Consider the following 12,423-nt stretch of genomic DNA (forward strand, 5'->3'; position numbering starts at 1 on the left):
GGGGACGATCCGGCCGGCGGGCCCGCGAAACGGCCTCATCGCGGGACGAGCGGAGGTACGGCCGGCAGCCGAGCCGGAGCCGGTGAAATCGGGTACGGCTTCGGGCGGGGGCATGGCCGGTCGCTAGCAGGGGGACGACACCGTCACGTTCTGGTCGGACAGGCGCATCACATGGCCCTCCACCACGAACAGCGAGGTCCCCGCGTTGCTGCCGAGACGGAGAACGCACCCCGCCGCAGGGGGCGGCTCGGCTGGGTCGGCGGAGGCGAGCCGTACCCGGGTCACCCTGATCGCGGACATGCCCAGCAGGCCGAAGTCCACCGGCTTGCCGGCACGTGCGTCGGTCGCGAACCGATCGCCCAGGCGGAACGGCAGGACCAGCAGGGACACCACCACGAACCCGACCAGCGCCCCGGCCACCCCACGCAGCAGATGGCGGCCGTGCAGTGGCAACCGGACCTCCATCAGTGACCGGACTTCCGTCCCGACGGAGAGGACGAGGTCGGTCGACCGCACCGCGGTGGCCCGGCTCTGCAGCCATCGGGCCACCAGCAGCACCGTCAGGGCCAGCAGGCCGACCAGGAACGCGCGCGCCACCAGCCAGGTGAACGTTATCCCGACATCCTCCGGCTCCACGCCCAGCGTTCCGTAGAACCGGGCCATCAGCACCCACCCGAACGCGTAGGACAGCCCGGCGACGCCGGTGGTGATCTGCGCGGCCTGCCCGGCCCACTCCGAGATTCCGGCCACCGTCGGTCTGGTCACACGAACCTCACGAGCACGAACACCGCCAAGGCCACCCCGACGGTCAGCCCGACCAGGAACGCCACATGATCCGCCCGTTTGGTGGCGTCCGGGTCTCCCACCGACGCGGGCTCCACGACGGTCCCGGTGGTCTGCGCCAGCGCGCCGTCCAGCGCCCTGCCCCATTCCGGCAGTGACGGGCGATCCTCGGCCGGCCCGTGCGCCCTGGCCACCATCTGCGTGAGCGCGGCGGGAAACCGGTCAGCCGGCAGCGTGTCGCCCGGATGCCAGTACGGCGAGACCAGCGTCCGCGCGGCCAGCAGGCCGAGTACGTATGACGTCGAGGCTCCGTCGGGCCGGTCCACATCGTTGGTCAACACCCGCGGATCGGTCCAGTCGACGGTGGTGTACAGCGGCTGCTTGCTCGACTCGGCGAGCGATCGCAACGAATCGCAGTCCAGAACGAACACCGAGGGCGGGTCGAGCCTCCACAGAACGTTGTGCGCGGCCAGGTCCTCGTGGACCAGACCGCGCTCGTCCAGCCACGACAGCACGTCCACCAGACCCCGCAGCAGCTCGACCTTCTGCCGGTCCGTGGCCCGCTCGACACCCAGCTTCTCGGCCCGCTTCTCGTACAGCAGGAAGTTGAAGTCCCGCACCCGCGTCCGGCTCGCGGACAGCGTGACATGGAATTCCTGCCCCGCCCGCACCACCAGCACTCCGACGACGTGGTCGCCGTCGCAGACCGCGGCGACCGGCCAGGCGAGGTGCGTCCGCGCGTAGGCGGCCGCTTTCGGGGCCATCCCGGAATACTTGCTCACCAACCGATCCAGCTCGGCCGCGACGTGTGGCTCGCTGTACCTCTTGTACAGCAGCGACTTGCGCTGCCCGAGCACCGTGTACACGGTCGACGCGCCGCCGACGGCCTGCGGCTCGCCGAACCCGACCTCGGCTTCCGGGATCCGGGGCGGTACGGGTGGCCACGCCTCGGCGATCACTCGCCCACCGGCCGGATGATGCGCCGGGACGTCGCCAGCGGCGCGAGGTGCTCCATGAGCGCGACCTTGATCTGACTCACCATCGGCTGGTCCGGCGCGTCGCCGAGCATCCGCGTGGACGAGACCCGCATCGCGGAGCCCATCTCCTCGGCCTGCGGCGCCCCGACACCGATCGTGATCAGGACGATGCGCGGGTGGGCGTGCCGGTAGAACCTGTCGAACGCCCGCTGCCATCCGGGGTCGGCGGGCACGCCGTCGGTCACCAGCAGCGCCAGCGGCCGGTCGTAGACGAGGCCCGCCGCCAGGTGCGCGGACGCGTCCACATCGGTCAGGCTGGTCAGCAGGTCGAACATGGGCGCGAACCGTGTCTCCCGGCCCGGGACGAGCTTCGGGAGCTCGACGATCCCGGTCAGGTCCGAAAGTGGCAGCACGCACCGGGCGCTGTCGGAGAAGGCCACCACGCACACCCGCACGCGGTCGCCCAGGATCGGCGAGAACAGCAGCTCGTCGGCGAAGGCGGCGAGCACGTGCTCGATCTCCACCAGTCTCCCCGCCATCGACCGCGAGGTGTTGACCACCAGGTAGATCGGCACCACTCTGCGCATCGGCCTCTCCCTCCAGCTAACTGCAGAATCTCTCCGCCCGCTGTCACCGTTACAGCCCGGGCGCGGACGCTGCCGGAGGAGACCCGTTCACATCGGCGGAAGACAGGGCGCGGGTCACCACTTCCGAGGAGCTCGCCGCCCTCGTCTGATTCGGACGAGGGGAGGGCCGGGCCCGGATCCGGCCCGGATCCTCCGGATCGGATCCGGGCCTGGCCCGCTCCGGCCCGCCGGTGATATACACCCGTGGGGACTCAGGGGGGAACGGTATGCGCAGTCGATGGCTCCTCGCGTTGATCGCCACGGCGGTCGCGATCGTCGCCTTCGGCGTGTACGGCCTGGCGACCGCCCCGGGCGCCGTGGTGACCTCGCCGTCACCGCGGCCGGGCCTTCCCGACGGGGCGACCCGGAAACCGCCGCTCACCCTGACCTTCGAGCCCACTTCCGAGCCGACCCCGCCGGCCGGTCCGGAGCTCACCGTCGCCAGGTATTTCGCCGCCTGGCAGGCCGATGACATCCCCTCCATGAACGGCCTCGTCGCCGATCCGCCGGCCGATTTCGCCGACCGGCACCGGCGGTTCGACACCGAGCTGCGGGTCTCGTCGCTGTCCCTCAACCCCGGAGAGCTGCGCCGCCAGGGCGAGGAGGCGGCCGAGGTCCCCTTCCAGGGGGTGCGGGAGGTGACGGGGCTGGGACGGTGGACGTTCTCCTCCGTCCTGCGACTGGGGCTGCGGGCCGGCACCTGGAAGGTGCTCTGGGCACCCGAGACGCTGCACCCCTCGCTCAAGGACGGCGGGAGCCTGCGGCTCAGGGAGACCCAGGTCCGCAGGCCGACCACGCTCACCCGCGAGGGCCTGCCCTTCCCCCGCGACAGCAGGGCGGGCGACTACCTCACCGGGCTGGGCGGGACGGCGGTGCTCCTGTCGCTGGAGGAAGCGTCTTCGGGCCGGGTGCTGCTGACCTCCCCGCCCCCGCCGGCCGCGGGAACGGGGACGCGCACCACGATCTCCCGGTCCGTGCAGGCCGCCGCGGCCCGGGCACTGGACGGTCTCGGGCAGCCCGCCGCGATCGTGGCCGTCGACGTCGAGACCCGCCAGGTGCGCGCGGTGGCCGACACGCTGGGCGCCAAGCAGGCGTTCAACGGCCTCTACCCTCCCGGCTCGACGTTCAAGGTGGTGACCGCTGCCGCGCTGCTCCGCACCGGCCTGACCCCGGAGTCGCCGGTCGCGTGCCCGGCGACCTACACCATCCCGAACGCCAGGAGCTTCACCGACGCCGACGGCGCCGATCACGGCACCGTGACCCTCGCCACGGCTTTTGCGCTCTCCTGCAACACCACCTTCGTTCAGCACGCTTATGAGCGGCTGCGCGACGACCGGCTGCGCGCCGAGGCCGCCGACCGTTTCGGATTCCGGGAGAAGCCCGGCCTGAGTTCCTGCCGGATCCGGCCCTCCGCGGACCTGAACGAGCTGGGATCCGACGCCATCGGCCAGAACTCGGCGCAGGCCAGCCCGCTCTGCATGGCCGAGGTCGCCGCGGCGGTCGCGAGCGGCGTCTGGAAACCCGCGATCATGACCGCCGAGCCCCCCGCCGACTCGCCGCCCCCGGTGCCGCTGGACGACGGCGTGGCCGCCGGCCTGCGCACGATGATGAGCGCCGTGGTCACCCAGGGGACGGCCGCCCAGGCCGGTCTCCCCCCGGACACCGCCGGCAAGACCGGCACCGCCGAGGTCGGCGGTGCGAAGTCCCATGCCTGGTTCATCGGCTACCGGGGCCCGCTGGCCTTCGCGGTCTTCGTCCAGAACGGCGGCGCCGGCGGCGCGGTGGCGGCGCCGATCGCCGCGAGGTTCCTGAAGGCGCTGTAGAGCGGCGGACCGGACGGGGGGAGCCGCAGAGGCACACGGCGCCGAGGCGGAGGAACGTTCCGGCGTCCGCCCCTCGGTGCATGAGGCGCATGAGGCGCATGAGGCGGGTGAGGGGAAGTGAGGCGCATGAGGCGGTGAGGTGCCCCGGGAGGTGCCGTCAGCTCTCCAGGCTCAGGGCGAGCCGGAGGGCCAGGCCGGTGTTCCTGCGGTAGCCGAGCCGGTGCACGGCCAGTTCCAGCGCCTCGCGCTGGCCGACGAGGACCACCCACGACTTCGCCCTGGTGACCAGGGTGTACAGCAGCCTGCGGCGCAGCATCACGCCCCCGGCCTCGGCGACGATCGGCGCCACCACGAACGGGTATTCGCTGCCCTGGGAGCGGTGCACGCTGATCGCGTAGGAATGGGTCAGCTCGTCCAGCTCGTCGAAGGTGTAGGTCACGTTCTCGCCGTCGTCGGTGCGGATCTCCACCAGCCGGTCCTGCGGGTTCACCGCCGTGACCGTGGCGGTCTCCCCGTTGAACACGCCCTTGTCGTAGTTGTTGCGGATCGGCATGACGCGGTCGCCCACCCTGAAGACCGACGGGCCCGACCAGTGCTCGGCCGTGCCCTCGCGCGCCGGGTTCAGCCGCTCCTGCAGCCTGCGGCCGAGCTCCGCCGTGCCCGTCGCGCCCTTGCGCATCGGGCACAGCACCTGGACCTGGTCCCGGCCGATGTCCTGCTTGCGGGGGATCGCCTCCGTCGCCAGGTGGACCACCCGGTCGGCCACCTGGTCCGGATCGTCGAGCTCCTCGAACCAGAAGCCGCCCCTGCCGGGCAGCGCGGGCAGCTCGCCAGCCCGGATCCGGTGGGCGGCCTGGACGATCCCGCTGTCCTGCGCCTGCCGGAAGACGCGGGCCAGCCGGATGCGCGGGACCTCCTCCACCCGCAGCAGGTCGGCCAGCACGCTGCCGGGCCCGATGCTGGGGAGCTGGTCGCTGTCACCGACCAGCAGCAGGTGGCTGCCCGCCGGGATCGCGGCCGTCAGCCGGGTGGCCAGCTGCAGGTCCAGCATCGACGCCTCGTCGACCACGATCAGGTCCGCCTCCGCGGGGGACTGCTGGAACAGCGTGCCCTCCTCCCGCTCCGGCTGCCGGGCGAGCAGCCGGTGCACGGTCATCGCGGGCAGGCGGGTGAGCTCCGACAGGCGCTTGGCCGCCTTGCCCGTCGGCGCGGTCAGGGTCACCGTGCCGCCCATCGCCCGCACGGTCGCCGCGATCACCCTCACCGTGTAGCTCTTGCCGCAGCCGGGACCGCCGGTCAGGACGGACACGGTGCTGGTCAGCGCCAGGTTCACGGCCGCCCGCTGGTCCTCGTCCAGCCCCTTGTGCTCCTCGAACGCGCGCAGCGGCAGTGTCGAGCGGGCCCGCAGGAGCCTGGCCAGGTGCGCCGCCAGTGCCACTTCGCGGCCGTGCTGCTCCTTGGCGTACACCACCTGCCCGGGGCCGTCCGGCGCCGTCTCGACGACCACCCGGCGCTCGGCGAGCAGCGCGTCGACCGCCCGGCGGATCAGCTCTTCCTCCTGCTCGACCAGGCTCGCCGCCGCCGCGAGGAGGGCGGGCAGCGGCAGGAAGCAGTGCCCGTCGCGGGCCGCCGCCGTCTCCAGCCTGTCCAGGACCGCCGCCTGGATCCGCTGCGGGCTGTGCTCCGGCACCCCCGAGCGCAGCGCGATCCGGTCGGCGGTGTGGAAGGCGATCCCCCTGACCTGGCCGATCAGCCGGTACGGGTCGCGGGTGAGGACGTCGCGCGAGCCGTCGCCGTACACCTGGTAGATCTTGGTCGCGAGCAGTGGGCTGATCCCGAAGCCCTGCAGGACGACCATCAGCGCGGCGACCTCCTTCTGCTCCGCCCACGCATGGACGATCTGTGCCTGCCGCGCGGCGCCGATGTTGACGACTTCCGTGAGGCGCTCCGGCTCGGTGTCGATGACCGTGAGCGTCTGCTCGCCGAAGTGGCTGACGATGGCGTGGGCGAGCCGCGGCCCGATCCCGCGGATCAGGCCCGAGCCGAGGTACAGCGTGATGGCGCGCACCGTGGAGGGGACCACCCGCTCGCACCGCCGGACCACCAGACGGCTGCCGTGGCGCGGGTGCTCCTCCCACTCCCCGGCCAGCCGCAGCGTCTCCCCGGGCTGCACCCCGGCCAGCGCGCGACCCGAGGCGACGAACCCGGCCAGGCCGTCCGAGCTCATCCGCGCGACGGTGTATTCGTCTTCGCGGACGTACACCAGCTGCTCGACGGAGGCGTCCACATCCGTCAGGTACGGCTTCGCGAGCACGGTCACCGTACGCTCCCCGGGATCATGTGCAGCATCTCACCGCAGGACACTAGCGGGCGGCTGTGACAGTTCGGGTGCCCGGCTCGCGCCCGCGCCCTCCCCGGTCAGGGGCGCAGCGCGGCGAGCTGCTGCTCGAACGGGACGACGGCGTCGATCCGCTCGGCGGCGACCGGCCTGCGCAGCACCAGCTCGGCCAGCTCCTCCGCCGCGCGGGAGATGCGGGCGGCGAGGCCGTCGGTGCGTCCGTCCCCGCCCGTGCCCCAGTCCTCGGACGCGGCGTAGACGGCGGTGGGCACGACGATCGCGCGCAGGTAGGCGAACAGCGGGCGCAGGGCGTGCTCGAGGGCGAGCGAGTGCCGGGCCGTGCCGCCGGTCGCCGCGATGAGCACGGGCTTTCCGGCGAGCGCGGTGTTGTCGATCACATCGACGAACGACTTGAACAGGCCGCTGTAGGAGGCGGTGAAGATCGGCGTCACGGCGATGACGCCGTCCGCCTCCGTCACCGCCTCGATCGCCTCACGTAGTGCGGCGCCGGGGAAGCCGGTCACCATGGTGTTGGCGATGTCGGTGGCCAGGTCGCGCAGTTCGACCACGCGCACCTCGGTCGCGCGCTCCTCCGCCAGGTGCCGCCTGGCCGCCTCGGCCAGGCGGTCGGCGAGCAGCCGGGTCGACGAGGGCTGGCTGAGGCCCGCCGAGACGGCCACGAGCTTCAGGGGCTTCATGTTTCCTCTTTCACGGGTGAGCGGGCGCTTCGGGGGAGCGCCTCACGGGGTGACGGGGCGCTTCGGGGAAGCGCCCCGGGGGGTGCGGGCGCGGAGCGGTCAGGCCGGGGAGCCGGCGGGGACGGAGGACCCCTCGCTCGCCTCGGCGGAGCGGCGGGCGACCAGGGCTCCGTGGGTGGGCCCGTCCGGCACCTCGCTCGGCCGTCCGGCGGCGAACTCCCTGCGGAGCACGGGCACGACCTCCTCACCGAGGATGTCGAGCTGCTCCAGCACGGTCTTCAGCGGCAGCCCGGCGTGGTCCATAAGGAACAGCTGGCGCTGGTAGTCGCCGAAGGAGTCCCGGAAGGTCAGGGTCTTGTCGATGACCTCCTGCGGGCTGCCCACGGTGAGCGGCGTCTGGTCGGTGAACTCCTCCAGCGACGGGCCGTGGCCGTACACGGGCGCGTTGTCGAAGTAGGGGCGGAACTCCCGCACGGCGTCCTGCGAGTTCTTCCGCATGAACACCTGGCCGCCGAGCCCGACGACGGCCTGTTCCGGAGTGCCGTGCCCGTAGTGGGCGAAGCGCTGCCGGTACAGCTCGATCAGGCGGATGAAGTGCTCCTTGGGCCAGAAGATGTTGTTGGCGAAGAAGCCGTCGCCGTAGTAGGCGGCCTGCTCGGCGATCTCCGGGCTGCGGATCGAGCCGTGCCAGACGAACGGCGGCACGCCGTCGAGCGGCCGCGGCGTCGAGGTGAAGGACTGCAGGGGAGTGCGGAAGCGGCCCTCCCAGTCCACCACGTCCTTGCGCCACAGCTCGTGCAGCAGCGCGTAGTTCTCGATGGCCAGCGGGATGCCCTGCCGGATGTCCTTCCCGAACCAGGGGTAGACCGGCCCGGTGTTGCCGCGGCCCAGCATCAGGTCGACGCGCCCGTCGGCCAGGTGCTGCAGCATCGCGAAGTCCTCGGCGATCTTGACCGGGTCGTTGGTGGTGATCAGGGTCGTGGAGGTGGAGAGGATGAGCCGCTCGGTCCGTGCGGCGATGTAGCCGAGCATGGTCGTCGGTGACGATGGCACGAAGGGCGGGTTGTGGTGCTCGCCGGTGGCGAAGACGTCGAGGCCGACCTCTTCCGCCTTGAGCGCGATGGCTACCATCGCCTTGATCCGCTCGTGCTCACTCGGTGTCCTGCCCGTGGTGGGGTCTGTGGTGACGTCGCCCACGGTGAAGATCCCGAACTGCATCGTGCTCACCTTCCTCAATACCATTGAACTTTCAACTACCCCTAACATCGTGGTGAGCGGATTATTCCCGGCGGCCCGGTGACCCAGTGATCCGGCGGTCCGGCGGCCCGGTGGTCCGGCGGTGTCGCGGGCGGCGTCCCCGGGGGTCGCGGACGCGCGCACGGGCCGCCGCCGGCGGCGGCCCGTGCGCGCGGGTACGGTCTGTCAGCAGTTGGGGATGTCGTTGCCGCTGTTGTCCTTGGCCACGTCGTTGCCCCACCGCGCGAGATAGTACGCCGACACCCACTGGTTCTGCCACGGGCTGCCCGAGTCGAGGTCGGTCTTCAGCCACCAGTGGTTGTAGTCGCCGCCGACCTGGACGTTCGGGCCCCAGGTGCGGCAGTAGACGTAGTTGGTCCCCTGGTTCAGGGTCCCCGTACGCGTCCCTCCCGGAGAGGAGTGGCCCGGCGCCGCGGCATGGGTGTCGACCCAGTACTTGCCGGGGGCGGGGTTGCTCCCGCCGGTGACGTACTGCATGTACCTGTTCCAGTCCCAGTACGGGCCCGGGTCGGTGTGCGTGGCGCCCGGCACCTGGTTGTGCCCGATGATGTGGGCGCGGTCCTTGGGGATGCCGTAGCGGTCGGCGATGTGGCGGGTCAGCGCGGCCGAGGAGCGGTACATCGCGTCGGTGAACCAGGAGGCGTCGCTGACGTAGCCCTCGTGCTCGATGCCGACGGAGCGGGTGTTGTAGCTCCAGTTGCCGGCGTGCCAGGCGACGTCCTTGTCACGGACCATCTGGGTGACGGCGCCGTCGGAGGAGCGCACGACGTAGTGGGCCGACACGCTCGCGCTGGGGTTCTGGAACCAGGAGATGGTGCCGGCGTAGGAGCCCTGGGTGACGTGGATGACGATGCGGTCGATGGCGTAGGCGGAGGGGCGGCTGGAGGCGGTGTAGTTGGCGGAGCTGGCGGCCACCCAGCCGGCGTTGGGGTAGTCGGGGGCGGCGAGCTGGGCGTTGAGGTCGCGGGTGCGGGCGTAGGCGCCGCGCTCGGCCTCGACCTCACGGGGGGCGACGGTGACGATCTCGCCGTCGCGCGCGGGGGCCCGCAGGCCCCTGCCGAGCAGGTCGTAGACGGTGTCGGCGTACAGCCGGGCCACCTCGGGGGTGGAGGCGTTGGCGTAGGCGGCCACCGCCGGATACCAGCGGCCGGCGTCCTTCCTGGCGGTGGCGTCGAGTCCGAGGTCGTCGGCGTGGGAGCGCAGGAGGGCGGCGCCGCCGGCGATGTTGGCCGCGTCGTCCTTCTGCAGGGTCGCGACCGGCCGCCCGGTGAGCTCGGCGGCTTTCTTCAGCGTGTGGGTGGTGGGGTTGGCGACCAGGTGCATGATCCCGTACCCGCCGCTCGCGCTCGGCGCGCCGTTGTGCCCGTCAAGGTGGGTCTCGGCGTAGGCGAGGGCGACGAGCAGGTCGCGGGGGACGTCGTGGGCGGTGGCCGCGCGGGCGAAGGCGCGGGCCAGGGGGCCGGCCGGAGCGGCGCTCGCACCCTGGGCGAGCACCCCCAGAAGGATGGTCGCGGCCGCGGTCAGGACCATGGCTAATCGGTATGGCGTGCGCGCCCGGGTGTTCCGCACGGGGCCTCCTCGGGGTCCAGGTGTCCCTGTCTCACCGGATATCGGTTATGGCCGCACAGTAAGGTGAAGTCATGATGAATGTAAATAATTGACATTACTTTATGTGTGAATGATAATTTCCTTCCTTGATCGAGTGGGCCGCGTACGGCCGTTTCCGCGTTGTTTCGGCTGGTCGGCTCCTTGGCGGGAGCGCCTGTGCGATCAGCTCGGCGGGGTGGACGGCGGCGCGGCCCCCGCGCGTGATCGGGTGCGGCGTCGGAGCCGGCCGTCGCGCGCCGGTGGCGGCGCGTCCGGCCGGCGGACCGCCCGGGGCGGTGACCACGTCAGGGGAGCCTGGGGCCCGTCCGCCGGAGGTGGGACGGCGGCCGGAGCGGATGCGAACATAAATGCAAATAATGATGTGACCAATTCGGTCAAGATTTTTTTCTGCCCGGATAAATGCCCCTCCCACCTCGTAAGCAATTGAAATTCCAGTCATTGGCAAGAGGTCTCCGGCAATCTCGGATCCTGCGAGGAAGAGCCGCGACGACAGGGAGTGGGTCCACGTGAGGACGCGTTCGGGAGACCCCGCCATCCTGTGCGACATCGTGACCGCCGAGCTCGGGCGCGCGGGCGCGCAGGAGTGGTCGACCGCCGACGACGGACTCTGGTGCAAGGTCGCGCCGGACACGTACGCGATCCCCGACCAGGGGTGGAAGCTGCACGTCTCCGCGACGATGCTCTCCGCCCCCGTGGTGCTCTCCCGCGTCTCGCGGGTGCTGGCCGGAGCCGGGTGCGCCTTCAAGTTCCCCGCCCGGCTGGACGACTACTGGAGATTCCTCGAACCGCACTGCAGCCGCGCGCAGGCCGGGAAGTTCATCACCGCCTACCCGCGCGACGACGCGGAGCCGGTCCGCCTGGCCGCCCTGCTGGACGAGGCCACCCGGGGCCTTCCCGGACCCGTGATCCTCTCCGACCGCCCCTACCGGGCAGGCGGGATCGTGCATTACCGCTACGGCGCCTTCCGCGGGCACAGGACGCTCGGCAACGACGGGTTCTACGAGATCCGGCTGCGCTCGCCGGAGGGCCGCCTCGTCCTCGACGCGCGGGAGCCGCGGTTCTCCCCGCCGCCGTTCGCGATCTGCCCGTTCGAGGCTCCGGCGGCGGGCCGGCGCCCCGGAGCGGCCGCGGTCATGCTGAACGGCCGGTTCGTCGTCCGCGAAGCCGTACGGCACGCGAACCGGGGCGGGGTGTATCTCGCCGAGGACACCAGGACGGGGCGCGAGGTGGTCGTCAAGGAGGGCCGTCCGCACGCGTGCGCCGATCTGAGCGGCAGGGACGCGCGGGACCGGGTGGCGGCGGAGCGCTCCCGCCTTGAGGATCTCGCGGAGACCGGGGCGGTGCCCGCCGTGGTGGACTTCTTCGAGCAGGGCGGGCACGTCTTCCTCGTCGAGGAGCACGTGCCGGGGATCACGCTGCAACGCTGGTCGGACGGGAACGCCGGTCCGCTGGGCGAGAACGGCTTCGGCAACGGGGCGGCGGAGGTCCTGCCCGTCCTCGGCCGGCTGGTCGGGCTGCTGAAGGCGGTGCACGGCCGGGGTCACGTGTTCGGAGACCTGTCGCCGAACAACGTGATGCTGCTCCCCGGCGGCGAGCTCCGGCTCATCGACCTGGAGCACGCGGCCGTGCCGGGCGCCACCGTCATGGTGGGCGGGACCCCGGGCTACCTGGCGCCGGAGCTGGTGGAGCACGTCGGGGAGCCCCGGCCCGCACCGGACGGCGGCGCCGACCTCTACAGCCTCGGCGCGATGACCTACTTCCTCGCGGTCGGCGCCCACCTGGATCCGCCGGGCCCCCACCTGGATCCGCCGGGCTCCGAGCTGGATCCGCCGGGCCCCTACCTGGACCCGTCGGGCTCCGAGCTGGACCCGCCGGGCCTCGATCGGGTCGCGACCGGTCTCGATCGGGTCGCGGCGGTGGCCGCGGCCAACCCCACGCTGGCCCTGCTGCGGCCACTGGCGGAGGGCCTGCTGGCGGCGGAGCCGGAGCGCCGCTGGCCGCTGGAGCGGTGCGAGCGCTTCCTCGCCGGACTCACCCGCCGCCGGAGCGCCGCCGGGCTCGCCCCCGGTCAGGCCGTCTCCGGGCTCGCCTCCGGGCAGGGCGCCGCGGAACCCACCCGGCGGAGTGCTGCCGGGCCCACGCCCGAGCCGGGCGCCGGCGGGTCCGGGGCCGGGCGGTCCGGCGGCGGCCCGGCCCGGCCGCTCCACCGGATCGATCGGCTGATCGACGACGGGATCGCGTACCTGGTGGAAGGCGGCGGCCCCGGGCGACGGCAGCCTGGCGGCGTGGTCCGACGTTCCCGGCGGGCCCGAG

General features: G+C 72.3%; 8 protein-coding genes and 1 pseudogene. 2 read left to right on the top strand and 7 right to left on the bottom strand.

Going from position 1 to position 12,423, the window contains the following annotated elements; translation table 11 throughout:
- Window positions 1–123: 123 nt before the first annotated feature.
- Genes SROS_RS17370 through SROS_RS17380 form a run of 3 tightly spaced genes read right to left on the bottom strand, consistent with a single transcriptional unit; the run spans window position 124 to window position 2,347 of the window.
- Window positions 124–765, bottom strand: coding sequence for a hypothetical protein (locus SROS_RS17370; protein ID WP_012890257.1), 642 nt, complete (start codon window positions 763–765; stop codon window positions 124–126).
- On the bottom strand, window positions 762–1,742 hold the full coding sequence (locus SROS_RS17375; protein ID WP_012890258.1) for a protein kinase family protein: 981 nt from the start codon (window positions 1,740–1,742) through the stop codon (window positions 762–764). The genes SROS_RS17370 and SROS_RS17375 overlap by 4 nt, the downstream gene beginning before the upstream one ends.
- Window positions 1,739–2,347, bottom strand: a complete 609-nt coding sequence (locus SROS_RS17380; RefSeq protein ID WP_012890259.1) for a vWA domain-containing protein — start codon at window positions 2,345–2,347, stop codon at window positions 1,739–1,741. The genes SROS_RS17375 and SROS_RS17380 overlap by 4 nt, the downstream gene beginning before the upstream one ends.
- A gap of 266 nt (window positions 2,348–2,613) precedes the next feature.
- Here SROS_RS17380 and SROS_RS17385 point away from each other — a divergent pair, with 266 nt between their 5' ends.
- Window positions 2,614–4,209: a penicillin-binding transpeptidase domain-containing protein gene (locus SROS_RS17385; RefSeq protein ID WP_012890260.1), complete on the top strand. Its 1,596-nt coding sequence runs from the start codon at window positions 2,614–2,616 to the stop codon at window positions 4,207–4,209.
- Between the two features lie 157 nt (window positions 4,210–4,366).
- On the opposite strand, the gene recD2 is transcribed toward SROS_RS17385, so the two are convergent.
- From recD2 to SROS_RS53885, 4 genes are all read right to left on the bottom strand, one after another.
- The gene (gene recD2 / locus SROS_RS17390; protein WP_012890261.1) at window positions 4,367–6,529 is read right to left on the bottom strand and encodes an SF1B family DNA helicase RecD2; all 2,163 of its coding nucleotides are present in this window, start codon (window positions 6,527–6,529) and stop codon (window positions 4,367–4,369) included.
- 98 nt (window positions 6,530–6,627) lie between these two features.
- Window positions 6,628–7,245: an FMN reductase gene (locus SROS_RS17395; protein WP_012890262.1), complete on the bottom strand. Its 618-nt coding sequence runs from the start codon at window positions 7,243–7,245 to the stop codon at window positions 6,628–6,630.
- A 99-nt stretch (window positions 7,246–7,344) separates the two neighbouring features.
- Entirely contained in the window at window positions 7,345–8,463 is a 1,119-nt protein-coding gene (locus SROS_RS17400; protein ID WP_012890263.1) for an LLM class flavin-dependent oxidoreductase, read from the bottom strand.
- 204 nt (window positions 8,464–8,667) lie between these two features.
- The gene (locus SROS_RS53885) at window positions 8,668–10,032 is read right to left on the bottom strand and encodes an N-acetylmuramoyl-L-alanine amidase (RefSeq protein WP_043652222.1); all 1,365 of its coding nucleotides are present in this window, start codon (window positions 10,030–10,032) and stop codon (window positions 8,668–8,670) included.
- A gap of 626 nt (window positions 10,033–10,658) precedes the next feature.
- Here SROS_RS53885 and SROS_RS54715 point away from each other — a divergent pair.
- Window positions 10,659–11,873: pseudogene (locus SROS_RS54715) on the top strand (class III lanthionine synthetase LanKC N-terminal domain-containing protein); the annotation flags it as partial.
- Between the last annotated feature and the right edge of the window lie 550 nt (window positions 11,874–12,423).

This window comes from Streptosporangium roseum DSM 43021 (assembly GCF_000024865.1).
Lineage (GTDB): Bacteria > Actinomycetota > Actinomycetes > Streptosporangiales > Streptosporangiaceae > Streptosporangium > Streptosporangium roseum.

What these genes read in the sequence shown, in the direction of transcription:
- SROS_RS17385 (WP_012890260.1), top strand. Translation starts at nt 2,614, where the DNA reads ATGCGCAGTCGATGGCTCCTCGCGTTGATCGCCACGGCGGTCGCGATC.
- SROS_RS17400 (WP_012890263.1), bottom strand. Translation starts at nt 8,463, where the DNA reads ATGCAGTTCGGGATCTTCACCGTGGGCGACGTCACCACAGACCCCACC.
- SROS_RS17380 (WP_012890259.1), bottom strand. Translation starts at nt 2,347, where the DNA reads ATGCGCAGAGTGGTGCCGATCTACCTGGTGGTCAACACCTCGCGGTCG.
- SROS_RS17395 (WP_012890262.1), bottom strand. Translation starts at nt 7,245, where the DNA reads ATGAAGCCCCTGAAGCTCGTGGCCGTCTCGGCGGGCCTCAGCCAGCCC.
- SROS_RS53885 (WP_043652222.1), bottom strand. Translation starts at nt 10,032, where the DNA reads ATGGTCCTGACCGCGGCCGCGACCATCCTTCTGGGGGTGCTCGCCCAG.